We start from the raw sequence: 18014 nt of genomic DNA, 5'->3' as shown, positions 1-18014 counted from the left end.
CCCCCGCCGCTCTCCGGATCTCCCGCGCAGCGCGCCCCCGTGCCGGCGAACCACAACGGCGGCGGGCAGACCGTCGTCGCCGGCCCCGCCGACGGCATCGCCGCCCTCGCCGCCGAGCCGCCCGCGAAGGCGCGGGTGATCCCGCTCGCGGTCGCCGGCGCCTTCCACACGCGCTTCATGGCGCCCGCGGTCGACCGGGTCGCCCCCGTCGCCGCCGCCGCCACTGTGCAGGACCCCACGCTGCCGATCTGGACCAACGCCGACGGCTCCCGCGTGGAGGACGGCCGCCGCTTCGTCGACCTCATGGTCCGTCAGATCGCCAACCCCGTGCACTGGGACGCCGTGATGGAGTCGTTCGCGGCCGCCGGCGTAACCGGCATCATCGAGCTCGCGCCGGCCGGCGCCCTCGTCGGCCTCGCCAAGCGCGGCCTGCGCGGGACGCCCTCCGTCGCCATCAAGACCCCCGACGACCTGCCCGCAGCGATCGAGCTGCTGCAGCGCGACGGCGAGACCGCAGGCCAGGAAGCAGACGCACCCGCATGACCGACAGCACCACCCCGACCACCGCAGCCGACGGGGCGGCGACGAGCCGCGCCTCCCGGCCGATGCTCCAGCAGCGTCGCGGCCACGAGTTCACCCGCATCCTGGCGTTCGGCGCCGCCCGCGGCGAGAACGTCGTGCCGAACGACGACCTCGTCGGGCCGATCGACTCGTCCGACGAGTGGATCCGGCAGCGGACCGGCATCGTCACGCGCAAGCGCGCCGGCGCCGACGTCGAGGCCGTCGACCTCGCCGAGGCCGCCGCGCGCGAGGCGATCGAGAAGGCCGGCATCACGCCCGACCAGATCGGCGTCGTCCTCGTCAGCACCGTGACCCACACCGTCGCGACCCCGTCGATGGCCTCGCTCCTGGCCGAGCGGATCGGCGCGACGCCTGCCGCCGCGTACGACGTCAGCGCCGCGTGCGCCGGCTACGCCTACGGCATCGCCCAGGCCGACTCGTTCATCAAGTCCGGGCTCGCCGACCACGTGCTGGTCGTCGGCGCCGAGAAGCTGAGCGACGTCGTCGACCCGACCGACCGGTCGATCTCGTTCCTGCTCGGCGACGGTGCGGGTGCCGCGGTGGTCGGCCCGAGCGACTTCCCGGGCATCGCCCCGACGATCTGGGGCTCGGACGGCTCGAAGTGGGACGCGATCGGCATGACCGCGACCTACAACGAGTGGGCGGCCGGCGCCCCGCGCCCCACCATGCGTCAGGCCGGGCAGACGGTCTTCCGCTGGGCGGTGTGGGAGATGGTGAAGGTCGCCCGGGAGGCGCTGGAGACCGCGGGCATCCGTCCGGAGGACCTCGCCGCCTTCGTGCCGCACCAGGCGAACATCCGCATCATCGACGAGTTCGCCAAGCAGCTCGGTCTCCCCGACACGGTGACGATCGCCCGCGACATCACCACGACGGGCAACACGTCCGCCGCGAGCATCCCGCTCGCCACGCACCGGCTGCTCGAGGAGCACCCGGAGCTGTCCGGCGGCCTCGCGCTGCAGATCGGCTTCGGCGCCGGTCTCGTGTTCGGCGCGCAGGTCGTCGTCCTCCCCTAGTCCCCCGCGCCTTCCGGGCGCGGGCGGTGCCCGTGCCCTAGGCTGGTCCACGGTCAAACGACACCCCCCTCAAGGAGAACACCCATGGCCCTGTCCAACGAAGAAGTCCTCGCCGGCCTGGCCGAGCTGATCAACGACGAGACCGGCATCGCGACCGACACCGTCGCCGCCGACAAGTCGTTCACCGACGACCTAGACATCGACTCCATCTCGATGATGACCATCGTCGTGAACGCCGAGGAGAAGTTCGACGTGAAGATCCCGGACGAAGAGGTCAAGAACCTCAAGACCGTGGGCGACGCCGTCGACTACATCACCAAGGCCCAGGCCTGACGCGAGCTTCCTGAGCGCCGCGGCCGCGGACACCCCGCGGTCCGCGGCGCTCGTCTCGTTCACCCCAGCGGTCGCGCGCTGACCCGCGCTCGACCGAACGGACGGGCGTCCACCGGCGCCCGGCCAGTCCACACGAAAGAACACGTCGTTCCATGACCAACAAGACCGTCGTCGTCACCGGGATCGGTGCGATCACACCCCTCGCCGCGACCGCCCCGGAGACGTGGGAGGCGCTGCTCGCCGGGAAGTCCGGCATCACCCGCATCGAGGACGAGCGCTACGCCGACCTCGAGATCCCCGTCGAGTTCGCCGGCCAGGCGCGCCGCTTCCTCACCGACCAGCTGACGCGCCCCGAGTCGAAGCGTCTCGACCCCTCGTCGCAGCTCTCGCTCGTCGCCGCGCGTGAGGCGTGGGCCGACGCGGGCATCGACCCCGAGACCGTCGTCCCCGAGCGCCTCATCGTCGACTGGGCGACCGGCATCGGCGGCGTCAACACGCTGCTCGACGCCTGGGACACCCTCCGCGAGAAGGGCCCGCGCCGCGTCCTGCCGATGACGGTCCCGATGCTCATGGCGAACGGCCCCGCCGCCGCCATCGAGATGGAGTTCGGCGCCCGTGGCGGTGCCCGCACGTACCTCTCCGCCTGCGCCTCGTCCACCGAGTCGCTGGCCGAGGCCTACCGCCACGTCGCGAACGGCGAGGCGGACATCGTCATCGCCGGTGGCGCGGAGGCCGCGCTGCACCCGCTGCCCCTCGCCGCGTTCGCGTCCATGCAGGCGCTCTCGCGTCGCAACGACTCCCCCGAGACCGCCTCGCGTCCGTACGACGTGACGCGTGACGGCTTCGTCCTCGGCGACGGCGCCGCGGCGCTCATCCTCGAGTCGAAGGAGCACGCCGAGGCGCGCGGCGCGAAGATCTACGCCGAGGTCGCCGGGTCCGGCATCACCTCGGACGCGTTCCACATCACCGCGCCGGACCCGGAGGGCAGCGCCGCCGCCCGTGCGGTCATCACGGCCCTCGAGCACGCCGGTGCCGCCCGCGAGGACGTCATCCACGTCAACGCGCACGCCACGTCGACCCCGGTCGGTGACGTCGCGGAGTACCACGCGATGCGCCGGGTCTTCGGCGACCACCTCGACGACATCGTCGTGTCCGCCACGAAGGCGTCGACCGGGCACCTGCTCGGTGGCGCCGGCGCGATCGAGGCCGTGTTCACCGTCCTCGCCCTGCACGAGCGCGTCGCCCCGCCGACGATCAACCTCACCCAGCAGGACCCGGAGATCGTCATGGACGTCGCGACCGCGCCGCGCGAACTGCCCGCGGGCGACCTGCTCGCCGTGAGCAACTCGTTCGGCTTCGGCGGCCACAACGCCGTGGTGGCGTTCCGCACGGCCTGAGCACGTCAGCGGTCCGTCCGCGACGGCCGGGAGGCCCGTCCTGCGTCCGCAGGGCGGGCCTCGGTCGTCGCGTGGCCGGCTCGGGCGCTGGAGGGGACGCCCGAGTCTCGCCGTGTGCGACACCGCTCGTGCTGCTGCGCCCGAGGAGTGTCGCGCAGACCGAGTCTCGCGGCCGGCCCGTGGTCGGCAGACGGCGCGTCAGCCGACGCGGTGGAGCCAGACGACGGGGTTGCCCTCGGCCGCGTGGCGGAACGGCTCGAGCTCGTCGTCCCACGCCTGGCCGAGCGCGAGCCGGAGCTCACGGTGCAGCTCGAGGGCGTTGCTGCCCGCGACCTCCATCGCGTAGCGGACCCGGTCCTCGGGCACGACCATGTTGCCGGACACGTCCGTCTGCGCGAAGAACACGCCGAGGTCCGGCGTGTGCATCCAGCGACCACCGTCGGATCCCTCGGTGGGTTCCTCGGTCACCTCGTACCGGAGGTGCTCCCACCCGCGCAGGGCAGAGGCGATCGCCGCACCGGTGCCGACCTGCCCCGTCCAGGTGAACTCGGTCCGACGGGAACCGTCGAGCGCTGGCTGGTCGAGCCACGAGAAGTTCACGGCACGGCTCATCGCGCGACCGGCCGCCCATTCGACGTGCGGGCAGAGCGCGCGTGGTGAGGAGTGCACGTAGAGCACTCCTGTCGTCGTTCCGTTCACGATTCCTCCGCTTCGTCAGGTGCGACTTCCCCATCGACCTGTGGTGCGGAGTCCCGGTACGGAACTTCGGTATCTGATTGTGATGTCCTCGCGGACACGCCCATTATGCAGCGTCCGGGCTGGGAGCGCCACACCCGGGCAACGAGCGGGATCCGGCTCAGTGCGGGACCGGTCAGTGCAGGACGGCGCCGGACGCGTCGACGGGGTGCCGCTCCCCCGCGGTGAGTGCCACCGGCAGGCGGTTCTCCTCGGGCGGGACGGGGCAGGCGTACTGGTACGAGAAGGCGCAGGGCGGCAGGACCAGGCGCTCCCAGTCGAGCGTCACGTCGAACGGACCGGAACCGCCGGGCCGATCGGGCTGCTCAGACCGATCGGGCTGCGCGGACCGGTCGTACTGCGCAGACCGATCGGGCTGCTCGGGGTCGTCGAGGTACAGGAAGCGTCCCATCGAGTACGAGCTCCCGGCGTCGTCCTCGGGCAGCGTGCTCGTCGTGTCCTGCACGATGAGCTGCAGCCGGCGTCGGCCGTGGAACGGCGCAGACCGGACCGCCGTCATGCGCACCGTCGTCCCGTCGATGGTGGTCTCGATCGCACCCGCGACCGGCAGCGGGTCGCCGGCGGCGTCGGTGAGGTGACCGGGTGCCTCCCGGCCGGACCAGGGTTCGTACCGCCCGCGCGTGACCCAGCCGCCCGGCCGGGCCGCGAAGCGGTCGATGCGGGCGAAGCGGGCGACTGCGTCGGAGGCGGGATCCCAGACCCGGAGGGTGGTGCCGTGCACCATCCCGGCGAGGCCGTCGCGGAACACGACCGTCGACGGCACCACCGCGGTGTCACCGGCGACGAGGACCGTCCCGTCCACCGGGTCCCCGTCGACGACGACGCCGTCGCCGATCGCGGCCGTCACGGCGAGGCCACCGACCGCCGGGGCCCACGTCCCGGCGACCGGCCACACCGGCTGCGGTCGGTCGACCGCCTGCGCGTTGACGAGCGCGAGGGGTCCGCGAGCGCTGCGGGCCCAGGCGTCCCGGGCGGCGACGTGCTCGCCGAGGGTCTCGGTCACGCCTGCTCCTGTCGGGGGTAGATGACCTTCTGCACGATGATGATCGCCGAGGCGGCTGCCGGCACCGCGACGAGGGCGCCGAGCACGCCGCCGATCGTCCCGCCCGCGACGGCCGCGATCACCACGAGGGCTCCGGGCACCTGCACGGCGCGCGACATGATGCGCGGGGAGATGACGTACGCCTCGACCTGCATGTACACGAGGTAGTAGATCGCTGCGGCCAGGGCCGTCGCCGGCGAGGCGAACAGGCAGAGCAGCGAGATCACGGCCGCTGCGGCCACCGTGCCGACGAGCGGGATGAGCGAGCCGAGGAACGCGAAGGTCGCCAGCAGCACCGGCAACGGCGCGCCGATGACGAGCAGGAAGACCAGGCTGAGGATGCCGTTGATGAGCGCCTGGCTGATCTGCCCGACGACGTAGCGGCCCACGGCCTGGGTGATCTGCTCGCTGACGTCGACGAAGTTCTGCCGGCGCGACGCCGGGACGAAGCGGTAGGTCATCGACTTCAGGCCGCGCATCGACGCCAGGAAGTACAGCATCAGGATGATGACGATGACGGCGCCGGTCAGGCCGGACAGGATGCCGCTGCCCACCGCCAGGATGCCGCCGCCGAGGCTGAGCAGGTTGCCCGGGTCCTCGACGAAGGACTGCAGCGACTCCAGGGAGTGGTTGATGTCGAACGACCCGGCGAACTGTCGCGACAGGTCCTGCACCCAGTCCTGCCGCGAGATGTCCTGCACGATCTCGGGGAAGTTCTGGATCAGGTTCGTCGCCTGCTGGATGAGGATCGGCACCACCGCGAACACCACGCCCGCGAACGCCGCCAGGACGCCGACGACGACGATCGTGATCGCCGACCACCGCGGGATGAAGCGCTCGAGGAACGAGACGAGCGGGTCGATGCCGAGCGACAGGAAGAGTGCGACGCCGATGTAGACCAGCACCGTGCTGAGCTGGTGCACGATCGAGCCCGCGACCAGGGCGATGAGCACGCCGAGGGCGCCCATGAAGCCGATCCGGAAGGCGTTGACGCGCACGCCGGTGCCCGCGGACGTCGTCTCGAACACCACGTTCGGTGTCGGGCTGTGGTCGTCCGGGGCCGGGCCTTGCGCGGCCGGGGCGTTCCGTTTCCTGGGCAGGTGCACGTAGGGCGGGCGGGACTTGAACCCGCGATCGTTCGGTTATGAGCCGAGTGCCTTGACCAGCTTGGCTACCGCCCCTCGCCGGCGACCCTCAGGCCACCGGCTCCCCACGATACAGCGCCTCGAACGTCGCGAGCGTGCGGTTGATGTCGTGCGCCTCGATCATCGTCAGGCTGCGCGCGCGCATCGCCTCGTACTCCTCGTCCGGAGCGGTCAGCACCTGCGTCAGCTTCGCGGCGAGGTCGTGCACGTCGCCCGGACGGAACAGGTACCCGTTGCCGTCGATCAGGTGCGGCAGTGCCATCGAGTCCGCGGCGACGACGGGGAGCCCGGACGCCATCGCCTCGAGCGACGAGATGCTCTGCAGCTCGGCCGTCGACGGCATCGCGAATACGGTGCCGTTCGTCAGGGCCCGACGCTTCTCCTCGTCGGAGACGAACCCGGCGAACCGCACGCGGTCCTCCAGCCCGAGCTCGCGCACCAGGGCGGTCAGCTTCGGGATCATCTCGCCGCCGCCGACGATCGTCACCGTCGCGTGCAGCTCGGCCGGCAGCAGCGGCAGCGCCCGGATCAGGACGTCGAGGTTCTTCTCCGGGGCGACCCGGCCGACGAAGACGATGTCGTTGCCCGCCGGACGCCCGTTCCGCGCGGTGTACCGGGTGGCGTCGATGCCGCACGAGATCGCGAGGACCTGCTGCCCGGCGATCGCGTCGCGGAGGTAGTCGGCCGCGAGCACCGTCGGCGCGGTGACCGCGTCGGCGAGCCGGTAGGTCTTCGCGGCGTCCCGCCAGGCGATCTTCAGGGCGACGGGCAGCGTGCGCGGCCCGAAGGGCATGTAGTCGAGCAGGTTCTCCGGCATGAAGTGGTTCGTGCCGATGATCCGGATGCCCCGGGCGTGCGCCTCCTGCACGATGCCGCGACCGACGAGGAGGTGCGACTGGATGTGGACGACGTCAGGCTGCACCGCGTCGAGGATCGGTGCGGTCCGGGGGCGGATCGTCCACGGCCACACGAAGCGGAACCAGGCGTGCCACGGCCACTTGTGCGACTTCAGCCGGTGCACGGTGAGCGTGACGCCGCGGTGCTCCTCGTCGAAGCTGCCGTGGTTCGGGGTCGGCGACGGGGCGACGACGTGCACCTCGTGCCCGCGTTCGGCGAGACCGACGGCCAGCTGCTCGGCGAAGGTCGCGGCGCCGTTCACGTCCGGCGGGAAGGTGTCCGCCGCGATGAGGACGCGGAGCGGTCGGGTTCCGCCGGTCGCACCCGTCGCGTGGGCGGTGGCGGTGGTGGCGTCCTCTGACACGGCTGGCATCGTCCTCTCGTGGGCGGTTGCTGGTCGGTCCTCGACGGTACCGCACCGTGCCGGCAGGCCGCGTCCGCCCCGCGGCGGATCCCGCCGCCGCTCAGCTCCGGGTCTGCGGGTGGTGCTTGGCGAGCAGGAAGACGCCCGTGATGGCGATCACCGCGGCGACGAGGAACCCGAGGACGGCGATCCACGGCGCGCCCGCAGCCTCGCCGAGCACGATCACGCCGATGCCGACCGCGACGATCGGGTCGATCACCGTCAGCCCGGCGATGACCAGGTCCGCGGAGCCGCTCGAGTAGGCGTTCTGCACGAAGTACCCGCCGAGTGCCGCGGCACCGATCACCCCGACGACCGCGATCGCGGTCAGCCAGTCGAAGGTCCCGCTGAGGAAACGGTTGAGCACGACCTTGGCGAGCGTGGCGACGAAGCCGTAGAGCACACCGGCGCCGACGATGTAGTACAGCGCGCTGGCACGCTTCGCCGCGAAGCGGAAGGAGACCAGGACGACGACGAGGACCACCGCCAGGACCACCAGGATCGTGACGAGCTGCTGGCGGCTGATCGCGCTCTCGCGGCCGACGACCGCGGCGATGGCGACGAAGATGCCGACACCGACGATGCAGGTCCACACCGCGCGGCGAGCCTGCTGCCCGAGGGGGACGCCCGTCGACCGCGACGAGAACCACGTGGTGATGACGAGGGCCACCGCACCGAGGGGCTGCACGACGATGAGCGGCGCGTTGGTGATGCTGATGAGCTGCAGGACGACCGCGAGACCGAGCATGAGGGTGCCGAGCACCCACCAGCCGCTCGTCAGCAGCCCGACGACGTGCCGGACCGAGAGCCCCTTCGACTGGCGACCGAGCCGCGCCTCCACCCGCTGCACCCCGCGGCTCTGGTACTGCGCACCGAGGGAGAGGAAGACGGCGCCGACGAGCGCGACCGGGATCATCAGGGCCTGGAACGGGGTCAGGTTGACCGCTTCCGGGATCGGCAGGTCCGTCGTCACGCGACGAGGCTACCGGTGCTGCCCGGATAACCTGGGTGAATGCCCGTCCTCCCCATCCGCATCACCGGTGAACCCGTCCTCCACGAGCGTGCCGCCGAGGTCACCGAGTTCGACGACGACCTGCGCGCGCTGGTCGACGACATGTTCGCGACCATGGACCTCGCGCCCGGCGTGGGGCTGGCCGGGCCGCAGGTCGGCGTCGGCAAGCGGCTCTTCGTGTACTCGTGGACCGACGACGACGAGGTCCTGCACCGCGGCGTCGCGGTGAACCCGGTCCTCTGGACCAGCCCCCTCGTGCCCGAGTCGGTCGAGGAGCTCGACGAGGACGACGAGTCCGAGGGCTGCCTCTCGATCCCCGGGGAGCGCTTCCCGCTCCGCCGCGCCGAGGGCGTCCTCCTCCGCGCGGTCGACGCCGAGGGCACCCCGTTCGAGGTCGAGGCGCACGGGTGGCTCGCGCGCATCTTCCAGCACGAGTACGACCACCTCGACGGTGTCCTCTACGCCGACCGCCTGGTGCACCCGTACGCCAAGCAGGCGGTCAAGGCGGTCCGGAAGAGCAGCTGGGGCACGCCCGGCAAGTCCTGGCTCCCCGGGCGCGACCACCCCGAGGGCTGACGGCGCGCAGCCGCCGGACGGGAGGCGCGGCTCAGCCCCGGTAGGTCGCCAGCGCCCGGCGCAGGTGGTCGTGTTCCGGGTGTCCGGGGCAGTACTCGAGGAGCCCGGCCGCCAGGTGTGCCTGCTCGTCCGTGGTGACCGCCGTGTCCCACGGCGCGACACCGCGCTCCGCGCAGGTCGCCGCGAGCTCCCGCAGGTCGACGTGGTCGTCGGTGGCCCGGACGGCAGCCTGCTGCTGCGCCGACATCGAGGACCCCGTGATGGGCTTGGCGGTGCAGTCGGCCCGCTCCGCCTCCCACGCCGCGGCGTACGTCGTGAAGGTCTCCGTCACCTCACCGGCATCGGTCGAGCAGACGAACGCGAAGACGATCGGTGCGCTGCCGGAGGCCGAGACCTCGGCCTGGGTCGTGCCGTCGAGCGACTCCTCGGGCTCGGTCTGCCCCGTCGTGCACGCGCTCAGGCCCAGGGCGCCGAGGACGACGAGTCCCGCTGCGAGGGCTCGACGGGCGGTGATCACCTGTGAACGCTAACAGCTTCCGGCCGCGTCGCACCTGCGAAGGCCGGAAGCCGAGCCTCGGCTCCGCGGACGCCGCCGCAACGACCGAGGCCCCCACCGTGATCGGTGAGGGCCTCGTCTCCTGCTCCCCGAGTTGGACTCGAACCAACAACCTGCCGGTTAACAGCCGGCTGCTCTGCCAATTGAGCTATCGAGGATCACTGTCCGCTGGCGAATGTCGTGCGAACAACGGGTAACAGCATAGCAGCACCCCGAGCCCGGCCCGTGCATCCACCACGCATCCCGGGCGCGCCGTGTCCACCGCGGCCCGCACGGGGTCCGTCAGTAGCCGGCGCCCGGGTCCACGACCCCGACGAAGCCGTCGCCCGTCCCGGACAGGAACGCCCCGGTGTTCGTCCGCACCCGCTCGGCGAGGAGCGGCGCCACCATGTCCGGCGTGTCCGCCTGGTGCGGCGTGATGATCGCTCCGGGCTCGCTCCAGAGCGGGTGCCCGTCCGGCAGCGGCTCGGGGTCGGTCACGTCGAGTCCCGCTGCGGCGATCTGCCCCTCGCGGAGCGCGGTCACGAGCGCGTCGGTGTCGACCAGGCCGCCGCGCGCGATGTTCACGAGCCGTGCGGAGGACTTCATGATGCGGAACTGCTCCGCCCCGAACAGCTTCGACGTCCCCGCGGTCATCGCCGCGGCGACCACGACGACGTCGGCGTCCGGCAGCACGTCGTCGAGCGCGTCGGTCGTCACCGTGCGGTCGGCGCCCGGCACCGGGTCCGACGACCGGCGCACCACCGTCACGGACACCTCGAACGGCGCCACCAGTCGGATGTACTCGAGCGCGATGCCGCCCGCGCCGACCACGACGACGTTCCGCCCGTAGAGCGAGACCCCCTCGGGCTCGGTGGCCCACGACGTCGCCCGGGCCCGCTGCTGCAGCACCCGGAGGGTCCCGAGCGTCAGCGCGAGCGCGTGCTCGGCGACGGGTTCCGCGTAGGCGCCCTTCGCCGAGGTGAACAGCACCCGGTCACCGTGCTCCGCGATGAGGTGCGCGAAGGCGTCGACGCCGGCGAAGGGCAGCTGCACCCAGCCGACCCCGGGAGCGCGGGACAGTGCTGCCGCGAGCCCGTCGGGGTCGCGCGCGTCGAGCCACACGATGCCGCGTGTGTCGTCTCCGAGCTCCCCCACCGTGCCGCCCGCCGACCGGACCGCCTCGACGTGCAGGTCGGCCGACCGCGGCAGGATCGCCACCGGCCCGGCCGTCGGCGGGTCGACCGGCAGCGGTGCCCCGGCGTCGGTGACGACCGCACGGTGGCCGCGGGTGCCGGACGGGGCGGTGGGGCTCATGCGTTCTCCTGACGGTCGGAGCGGGGACCGGTGCCCGCGGCGACCGGTCGACGTGGAGCGGACGAGCGGCGCGGTGCAGCCGGCGCGGCGGGCCGACGCTTCACCGGTCGCGCGGCGGTCGCGGCGAGGGTCTTGACGTAGGGGTCGACGGGGTTGTCGAGGACCTCGTCGAAGGTGCCGAGACCGACCAGGCGACTCTCGGCCATGATGCCGACGCGGTCGGCGAGGGCACGGGCCTCGCGGAGGTCGCTCGACACCACCACCGCCGAGAACTGTCGCCCGACCTGCAGGTTCGCGAGCGCCTCGAGCACGGACTGGCGGACGAGGACGTCGACGCCGCGCGCCGGTTCGTCGGCGACGAGGAGCTGGGGCTCGAGGACGAGCGCACGGGCCAGGGCGACGCGCTGCCGCTGTCCGCTCGAGAGCTCCCAGGTGTTGAGGCGCATGACACCGAGCGGCAGGTGCACGGCGTCGACCAGGCGCGCCACCATGAGGCCGGCCTGCTTGCGATCGAAGCGGCGGTCCCGCACGTAGATGGGCTCCGCGATGGCCTCGCCGACGGTCAGGTCGGGGCTGAGCCGGTCGGCGGCGTCCTGCGGCAGGTACCCGATGCGGCCGGTCAGGCGCTGCGCCTTGCGTGACGCCGGCCGGAGCCCGCGGACCTTCTGCCCGAGGACGGTGAGCTCACCGCCGACGACCTGGCGACGGTGTGCACCCTCGCCCTCGCCGGTGGCACCGAGCTGCCCCGCGACGGCGGCCGCGAACGTGGACTTCCCGGACCCGGACTCCCCGAGGAGCGCCAGGATCTCGCCCTGTCGGACGGTGAGGCTGACGCCGTCCACCGCCCGGATCGGTGCCGAGCCGCGCACGCCCCGGTACTCGATCGACACGTCGTCTGCGACGACCGCCGGGCCGTTCACCGCGATCATGGGTCCCCTTCCGCGCCGCCCCTGGCGACGGTGTGCGACGGACCGGGATCAGCGGACACGTCCTGTGTGGTGCGGTGGAGGCGACGGACGGGAGGCGCGACGCGCGTCGACGACGCGGGTCGCGCCTCCCGTCCGGTCACGTCGGGTCAGGACCCGGCGTTCTCCAGTTCGACCAGCGTACGCCGTCGCTCCGCCTGTTCCGCCGGGTCCGGCACGGGCAGCGACGCCAGGAGCCGCTGCGTGTAGGGGTGCTGCGGGGCGCCGAGGACCTCGGCCGTCGTGCCGGTCTCAACCAGGTCGCCGCGGTAGAGCACCGCGATCCGGTCGGACAGGGCGCCGACGACGGCGAGGTCGTGGCTGATGAACAGCGATGCGAACCCGAGGTCCTGCTGGAGCTCCAGGAAGAGCTCGAGCACCCGCGCCTGCACCGACACGTCGAGCGCGCTCGTCGGCTCGTCCGCCACGAGCAGCTTCGGCCGGAGGGCGATCGACCGCGCGAGCGAAGCGCGCTGCCGCTGTCCGCCGGACAGCTCGTGCGGGTACCGGTCGCCGTAGGACGCCGGCAGCTGCACCATCTCGAGCAGTTCCCCGACCCGCTTGCGGGCGGCACGCGGGTTCCGCACCTCGCCGTGCACGACGAGCGGTTCGGCGACGCACTCGGCGATGGTGAGGAGCGGGTTGAACGAGGTCGCCGGGTCCTGGAAGACGAACCCGATGTCCTTGCGGTGCCGCTTGAAGTCCCGCTCGCGGTACCCGAGCATCTCCGTGCCGAGGACGTCGAGCGACCCGCCGGTGATCCGGGTCAGGCCCGCGATGGCCCGGCCGATCGTGGTCTTGCCGGAACCGGACTCCCCCACCAGGCCGAGCACCTCGCCGGGCCGGATGTCGAGGTCGACGCCCTTCACGGCCCGGAAGGCCGGCGCACCCAGGCGGCCCGGGTACTCGATCTCGAGGCCCTTCGCGCTGACGAGCGGCGCGACCTCGGACGCGATCGCGGCACGGCGGGCGGTGCCCGTCGACGCCTCGAGCCGGGGCACGGCGGCGAGCAGGCGCTTCGTGTAGTCCGCCTGCGGCGACGCGAACAGCTGCGCGACGGGCGCCTCCTCGACGACCTCGCCCTGGTACATGACCGCGACACGGTCGGCGAGGTCGGCGACGACGCCCATGTTGTGCGTGATGATCACGATCGCCGCGCCGAACTCGTCGCGGCAGCGCCGGAGCAGGTCGAGGATCTCGGCCTGCACGGTGACGTCGAGTGCCGTGGTCGGCTCGTCGGCGATGATGACGCTCGGCTCGAGGGCGAGCGCACTCGCGATCACGACGCGCTGCTTCTGCCCGCCCGAGAACTGGTGCGGGTAGTGGTCGACCCGCTTCTCCGGGTCCGGGATGCCGACGCGGCGCAGGTAGTCGATCGCCTTCGCGCGCGCCTCCTTCTTCCCGACGCCGCCGTGGGCGCGGAGCCCCTCGGCGATCTGCCACCCGACCGTGAACACCGGGTTGAGGGCGGTCGACGGCTCCTGGAAGACCATCGCGCCGGCGGTCCCGCGGAGCTCGCGGAGCTTCGCGGCCCCGACCGACACGACATCGGTGCCGTCGAGGTACACCGCACCGCCGAGCGTCGCGGTCTCGGGCATGAGCCGCAGCATGCTGCGGGCCGTGACCGACTTGCCGGACCCCGACTCGCCGACGAGGGCGAGGACCTCGCCCGGGCGGACGTCGAGGCTGACGCCCTTCACCGCGTCGACGGCACCGTTGTCGGTCGCGAAGGTGACGGTCAGGTCGTCGACGACGGCGACGGGACCGCCCTGCTGGTCGTGCGTCGCGTCGGTCATGCCGCCGCTCCTTCCGTGCCGGTGCCCCGCTGCTTCGTCGACACCAGCTGCTTCAGGCGACGACGTGCGCGGAGGCGCGGGTCCGAGATGTCGTTGAGGCTCTCGCCGATGAAGGTCACGCCGAGCACGAGCACGACGATCGCGACGCCCGGGAAGACACCAGTCCACCAGACACCCGACGCCACGTCGGACAGGGCGCGGCTGAGGTCGTAGCCCCACTCCGCGCCGGCGGTCGGTCCGATGCCGAAGCCCAGGAAGCCGAGGCCCGCCAGGGTCAGGATCGCGTCGCTCGCGTTGAGCGTGAGGATGAGCGGCAGCGACCGCGTGGAGTTCCGGAGCACGTGCCGGGTCATGATGCGCCACGGGTTCGTGCCGATCACCCGCGCCGACTCGACGAACGCCTCGTTCTTCAGGCGCACCGCCTCGGCCCGGACGACCCGGAAGTACTGCGGCACGTAGACGACGGTGATCGAGATCGCCGCCGCGACGATGCCGCCGGTGTAGCTCGAGTTGCCGCCGGAGATGACGATCGAGACGACGATCGCGAGCAGCAGCGACGGGAACGCGTAGATGGCGTCCGCCACGACCACGAGGACGCGGTCGAGCCAGCCGCCGATGTAGCCGGAGACCATGCCGAGGACCACGCCGACGCTGATCGAGACGACCACCGCGACGATGACGACGAGGACCGCGGTTCGCGCGCCGAACACGACACGGCTGAACACGTCGAACCCGCCGACCGTGGTGCCCCAGAGGTGCTCGGCGCTCGGGGCGCCGGTGCGGGGGAAGCTCTGGCCGTCGGCGCCCTGCAGCTGGCCGAAGCCGTACGGGGCGATGAGCGGCGCGGCGATCGCGATGACGAGGTACAGGGCGCAGATCACCACACCGGTGACGAGCATGCCGCGCTGCCAGCCGGTGCTCCTGCGGAGCTGGACCACCACGGGGAGACGCTTCCAGAGCGGCTCGTGGCGGTCGACGAGCGAGGTGTCGGCCATCGCTAGAACCTCACTCTCGGGTCGATGAGCGCCGCGACGACGTCGACGACGAAGTTCGTAACCGCGACGATCACCGCGAGCATCGCGACGATGCCCTGCACGGCGACGAAGTCGCGGGCCGACAGGTACTGGTTCAGCTCGAAGCCGAGCCCCCGCCAGCCGAAGGTCGTCTCGGTGAGGACCGAGCCGCCGAGCAGCATGGCGATCTGCAGCCCCATCACGGTGATGATCGGGACCAGCGCCGGACGGAAGGCGTGCGTGCGGACGAGCCGCGCCTCCCGGACGCCGCGCGAACGAGCCGCGTCGACGTACTCGGACCCGAGCGAGCCGATCATGTTGGCGCGCACGAGCCGGAGGAAGATCCCGGCGGTGAGCAGACCGAGGGTCAGTGCCGGCAGGACGGCGTGCGACAGCACGTCGCCGATCACCTGCGCGTTGCCGGTTCGGAGCGCGTCGATGATGTAGATGCCGGTCGCGCCCGGGATGTTGTCGAGGATCAGCGACACCCGCGTCGAGGCGCGGTCGCCCAGCGGCAGCCAGCCGAGCCACACCGAGAAGACGAGCTTGAGCAGCAGGCCACCGAAGAACACCGGGGTCGCGTAGGTGAGGATCGCGAGGGCGCGGAAGAGCACGTCCGGCCACTTGTCGCGGACGTACGCCGCGAGCATCCCGAGCGGGATGCCGAGCACGAGGGCCACGATGAGCGCCCAGAACACGAGCTCGGCGGTCGCCCCGCCGTACGTGACGATGATCTCGGTGATCGGCCGGTTGTCGGTGGACGTCGTGCCGAAGTCACCGCGGACGATGTTGCCGAGGTACTCGAGGTACTGCACGAACACCGGGCGGTCGTACCCGGCGGCATGCAGGCGTTCCTGCAGCTGCGACGGGGTGAGCCGACCACCGACCGAGGCCGTGATCGGGTTGCCGATGACGCGCATCAGGAAGAAGACGAGTGTCACCAGGATGAACACCGTCGGGAAGATGAGGAGGAAGCGGACCAGGATGTACCGGCCGAGTCCGCCGCCCTGCCCACGGGCACGTCGCTGTGCCTGGGGCTTGGTGGGGTCGGTGGCCAGCTCCGGTGTCGCCTCGGGGGTGCTGAGGGTCACGGGGACGGGTGCCTTTCGGTGCCGTTCGGGACGCGGCCACGGGGGCGTTCCTCGTGGGAACGCCCCCGTGGGCCGACGCCGGTGTTACTTGGAGAGGGTTGCGTAGCGGAACTTGTAGGACGAGTCGAGGGTCAGGCCCTTGACGTCCTTCGCGGCCACCGCGACGGACTTGCCCTGCAGGAGCGGCAGCGTCGAGATCTGCGTGGCCTCACGCTGCTGTGCCTGCTCGATGAGGTCGGCGCGCTTCGACGCGTCCGACTCCTGCTGCTCCTCGGAGATGAGCTTCTGGATCTCCGCGTCGTCGTAGTGGTTCTGGACGAAGTTGTCCTTCGAGAAGAACGGCGACAGGTAGTTGTCGGCGTCGGAGAAGTCCGGGAACCACCCGAGCTGGTACACCGGGTAGGCGTCCTTCACGCGCTCCTGGGAGTACGTCGTCCAGACGGTGGACTGCAGGTTGACGGTGAAGAGGCCGGAGTTCTCGAGCTGCGTCTTGATCGCCGCGTACTCGTCGTCCGAGGTCGAACCGTAGTGGTCCGGCGAGTACTGCAGGTCGATCTGGACCTTGCCGGTGACGCCCGCCTTCGACAGGGTCTCCTTCGCCTTGTCGACGTCCGCGCCGCCGTTGCCGTCGCCGTAGAGCTCCTCGAACGGCTTGGCCGCACCCGTCAGGCCGTCCGGCACCATCGAGTAGAGGGGCGAGTAGGTGTCGTTGTAGACCTCCTTGGCGATCGACGCACGGTCGACCACGTCGGCGACGGCCTGGCGCACCGCGAGGGCCTTGGCCTCGTCGGCGTCGGACTGCTTCGCGCCGAACGGCTGCGTGTCGAGGTTGAAGACCATGTAGCGGATCTCGCCGCCGGGGCCGTCGGTGACCGTCAGCTTGTCGTCCTTGCGGAGGTCGGCGATGTCGGTCGGCGTCAGGGAGCGGTACGCCACGTCGACGTCGCCCTTCTGCACGGCGAGCTTGAGGTCGGTCTCCTTGGTGTAGTAGCTGGCGGTGACCTGGTCGGACTTCGCCTTGCCGAGGAGCCCGTCGTAGTTCGGGTTCGCCTTGTACTGGATGGTGTCGTTCTCCTTGTACGAGGTGATCTCGTACTGCCCGGCGAACGCCTTGCCCTTGACGATGTCCGCCGCCGGCGTCAGCTCGTCAGCGGAGAAGACCTGCTCGTCCACGATCGGACCGGCGGGGCTCGAGAGCACCTGCGGCCAGGTCTGGTCGGCGTGGTCGAGGGTGAACACCACGGTCGTGTCGTCCGGGGTGTCGATGCTCTTGAGGTTGGCGAGCAGGGACTGCGGGCCGTTCTCGTTGTTGATCTTGAGCTCACGGTCGAACGAGAACTTCACGTCGCTCGACGTGAGCTCGTTGCCGTTGGCGAACTTCAGCCCGCTCTTGAGCTTCACCGTGTAGGTCGTGGGGTTCGTGAACTCGGCGCTCTGGGCGATGTCCGGCTCGACGTCGGGGCTGCCGACGGGGGTGTTCATCAGGAACGGGAACACCTGGTTCTGCACGGCGAAGGAGCCGTTGTCGTACGAGCCGGCCGGGTCGAGGGACGTGATCTTGTCCGTCGTGCCGATGCTCATGCCGTTCAGTTCGGTGTCGGAGACGCTGCTGCTCGCGCAGCCGGTCAGCACCAGCGCCGTCGCTGCTGCACCGGCGCCGAGCGCGATGCCGCGCTTGCCCCACTTGGTCACGGATGCCATGTCCGCTCTCTCTCTCGGTGATGGTTCGCAAGGGGTCCTCGGCGGGCGGTGGTTCGACTGTGAGGCCCGACGAGAACGCTCATTGCTACCACCCTGACACGGAATGCCACGATTCGAGGGACATTTGTTTACACCCTTGTAATGCGCGGAGCCGCTCCTTGACGCATGATGCGCGCGCCGAACCCCGGCGTGTCGCGCAGCATTGTTGCGTGCTGCAACGGCGGCGTCCGGTGGGTGTCGGCTCGGCGGACGGGCCAGATCCGTCACGCTCGACGCCGTCACCCGACGACTCCCGCCCGACCGGCGCCTCGCACGCGGCATGTCCTGCTCGCTCGGCGCCGCGGTCCGCCCCGTCCGGCGCACCCGCCCGATCCGCCGCGCCTCGCGCAGGGCAGGCGTGGCCAGAGCCGTCCGCGGGCGACAGACGTGCCTCAGACCGC

General features: G+C 71.5%; 17 protein-coding genes and 2 tRNA genes. 5 read left to right on the top strand and 14 right to left on the bottom strand.

From position 1 onward, the window contains the following. The 4 genes from H7A69_RS14890 to H7A69_RS14875 form a co-directional block, all read left to right on the top strand. Positions 1–543: ACP S-malonyltransferase (locus tag H7A69_RS14890; protein WP_411469372.1), on the top strand; the 543-nt coding region annotated here is incomplete at its 5' end. Beyond that, entirely contained in the window at positions 540–1595 is a 1056-nt protein-coding gene (locus tag H7A69_RS14885) for a beta-ketoacyl-ACP synthase III (RefSeq protein WP_411469371.1), read from the top strand. The genes H7A69_RS14890 and H7A69_RS14885, both read left to right, overlap by 4 nt. A gap of 84 nt (positions 1596–1679) precedes the next feature. Continuing rightward, a complete protein-coding gene (locus H7A69_RS14880; RefSeq protein WP_058729431.1) occupies positions 1680–1928 on the top strand; it encodes an acyl carrier protein in 249 nt (82 codons plus the stop codon). A gap of 152 nt (positions 1929–2080) precedes the next feature. Then, entirely contained in the window at positions 2081–3325 is a 1245-nt protein-coding gene (locus H7A69_RS14875) for a beta-ketoacyl-[acyl-carrier-protein] synthase family protein (protein WP_069711090.1), read from the top strand. 198 nt (positions 3326–3523) lie between these two features. Here H7A69_RS14875 and H7A69_RS14870 read toward each other — a convergent pair whose 3' ends face one another. From H7A69_RS14870 to H7A69_RS14845, 6 genes are all read right to left on the bottom strand, one after another. Beyond that, positions 3524–4003, bottom strand: coding sequence for a DUF3145 domain-containing protein (locus tag H7A69_RS14870; protein WP_182047710.1), 480 nt, complete (start codon positions 4001–4003; stop codon positions 3524–3526). 193 nt (positions 4004–4196) lie between these two features. Then, positions 4197–5084, bottom strand: coding sequence for a DUF1684 domain-containing protein (locus H7A69_RS14865; RefSeq protein WP_182047706.1), 888 nt, complete (start codon positions 5082–5084; stop codon positions 4197–4199). Beyond that, on the bottom strand, positions 5081–6151 hold the full coding sequence (locus H7A69_RS14860; RefSeq protein WP_223246497.1) for an AI-2E family transporter: 1071 nt from the start codon (positions 6149–6151) through the stop codon (positions 5081–5083). Before H7A69_RS14860 ends, H7A69_RS14865 begins: the two co-directional genes overlap by 4 nt. Positions 6152–6230: 79 nt before the next feature. After that, positions 6231–6304: transfer RNA gene (locus H7A69_RS14855), tRNA-Ile, on the bottom strand. Between the two features lie 13 nt (positions 6305–6317). Next, positions 6318–7538: a glycosyltransferase gene (locus H7A69_RS14850; RefSeq protein ID WP_182047704.1), complete on the bottom strand. Its 1221-nt coding sequence runs from the start codon at positions 7536–7538 to the stop codon at positions 6318–6320. Between the two features lie 91 nt (positions 7539–7629). Next, the gene (locus tag H7A69_RS14845; protein WP_182047703.1) at positions 7630–8541 is read right to left on the bottom strand and encodes a multidrug DMT transporter permease; all 912 of its coding nucleotides are present in this window, start codon (positions 8539–8541) and stop codon (positions 7630–7632) included. A 39-nt stretch (positions 8542–8580) separates the two neighbouring features. Between H7A69_RS14845 and def the strand changes: the two genes are divergently transcribed. Next, entirely contained in the window at positions 8581–9156 is a 576-nt protein-coding gene (def, locus tag H7A69_RS14840) for a peptide deformylase (protein ID WP_182047701.1), read from the top strand. A 31-nt stretch (positions 9157–9187) separates the two neighbouring features. On the opposite strand, the gene H7A69_RS14835 is transcribed toward def, so the two are convergent. The 8 genes from H7A69_RS14835 to H7A69_RS14800 form a co-directional block, all read right to left on the bottom strand. Then, positions 9188–9673 carry a hypothetical protein gene (locus H7A69_RS14835; RefSeq protein WP_182047699.1) on the bottom strand — a complete coding sequence of 162 codons (486 nt, stop codon included), beginning with the start codon at positions 9671–9673 and terminating at the stop codon, positions 9188–9190. Between the two features lie 124 nt (positions 9674–9797). Then, a tRNA-Asn gene (locus H7A69_RS14830) sits at positions 9798–9870 on the bottom strand. A gap of 124 nt (positions 9871–9994) precedes the next feature. Further along, positions 9995–11008, bottom strand: coding sequence for a D-isomer specific 2-hydroxyacid dehydrogenase family protein (locus H7A69_RS14825; RefSeq protein WP_182047697.1), 1014 nt, complete (start codon positions 11006–11008; stop codon positions 9995–9997). Further along, positions 11005–11937 carry an ATP-binding cassette domain-containing protein gene (locus H7A69_RS14820; protein WP_069711098.1) on the bottom strand — a complete coding sequence of 311 codons (933 nt, stop codon included), beginning with the start codon at positions 11935–11937 and terminating at the stop codon, positions 11005–11007. The genes H7A69_RS14825 and H7A69_RS14820 overlap by 4 nt, the downstream gene beginning before the upstream one ends. 146 nt (positions 11938–12083) lie before the next feature. Continuing rightward, positions 12084–13769 (bottom strand): ABC transporter ATP-binding protein, encoded by a 1686-nt coding sequence (locus H7A69_RS14815; RefSeq protein WP_182047695.1) that lies wholly within the window; start codon positions 13767–13769, stop codon positions 12084–12086. Then, positions 13766–14764, bottom strand: a complete 999-nt coding sequence (locus H7A69_RS14810; RefSeq protein ID WP_182047693.1) for an ABC transporter permease — start codon at positions 14762–14764, stop codon at positions 13766–13768. The genes H7A69_RS14815 and H7A69_RS14810 overlap by 4 nt, the downstream gene beginning before the upstream one ends. 2 nt (positions 14765–14766) lie before the next feature. Further along, positions 14767–15873, bottom strand: coding sequence for an ABC transporter permease (locus H7A69_RS14805; protein WP_182047691.1), 1107 nt, complete (start codon positions 15871–15873; stop codon positions 14767–14769). An 84-nt stretch (positions 15874–15957) separates the two neighbouring features. Beyond that, positions 15958–17574: an ABC transporter substrate-binding protein gene (locus H7A69_RS14800; protein ID WP_182047690.1), complete on the bottom strand. Its 1617-nt coding sequence runs from the start codon at positions 17572–17574 to the stop codon at positions 15958–15960. Between the last annotated feature and the right edge of the window lie 440 nt (positions 17575–18014).

It is taken from the genome of Curtobacterium sp. ME26, from assembly GCF_903970945.1.
Lineage (GTDB): Bacteria > Actinomycetota > Actinomycetes > Actinomycetales > Microbacteriaceae > Curtobacterium > Curtobacterium citri.
Note: the sequence above shows the minus strand (reverse complement) of the source record. Positions and strands in the feature narration are given on the sequence as shown.

Coding starts and splice junctions, on each gene's coding strand:
- H7A69_RS14885 (WP_411469371.1), top strand. CDS start 540: ATGACCGACAGCACCACCCCGACCACCGCAGCCGACGGGGCGGCGACG.
- H7A69_RS14880 (WP_058729431.1), top strand. CDS start 1,680: ATGGCCCTGTCCAACGAAGAAGTCCTCGCCGGCCTGGCCGAGCTGATC.
- H7A69_RS14875 (WP_069711090.1), top strand. CDS start 2,081: ATGACCAACAAGACCGTCGTCGTCACCGGGATCGGTGCGATCACACCC.
- H7A69_RS14850 (WP_182047704.1), bottom strand. CDS start 7,538: ATGCCAGCCGTGTCAGAGGACGCCACCACCGCCACCGCCCACGCGACG.
- def (WP_182047701.1), top strand. CDS start 8,581: ATGCCCGTCCTCCCCATCCGCATCACCGGTGAACCCGTCCTCCACGAG.
- H7A69_RS14825 (WP_182047697.1), bottom strand. CDS start 11,008: ATGAGCCCCACCGCCCCGTCCGGCACCCGCGGCCACCGTGCGGTCGTC.
- H7A69_RS14820 (WP_069711098.1), bottom strand. CDS start 11,937: ATGATCGCGGTGAACGGCCCGGCGGTCGTCGCAGACGACGTGTCGATC.
- H7A69_RS14815 (WP_182047695.1), bottom strand. CDS start 13,769: ATGACCGACGCGACGCACGACCAGCAGGGCGGTCCCGTCGCCGTCGTC.
- H7A69_RS14810 (WP_182047693.1), bottom strand. CDS start 14,764: ATGGCCGACACCTCGCTCGTCGACCGCCACGAGCCGCTCTGGAAGCGT.
- H7A69_RS14800 (WP_182047690.1), bottom strand. CDS start 17,574: ATGGCATCCGTGACCAAGTGGGGCAAGCGCGGCATCGCGCTCGGCGCC.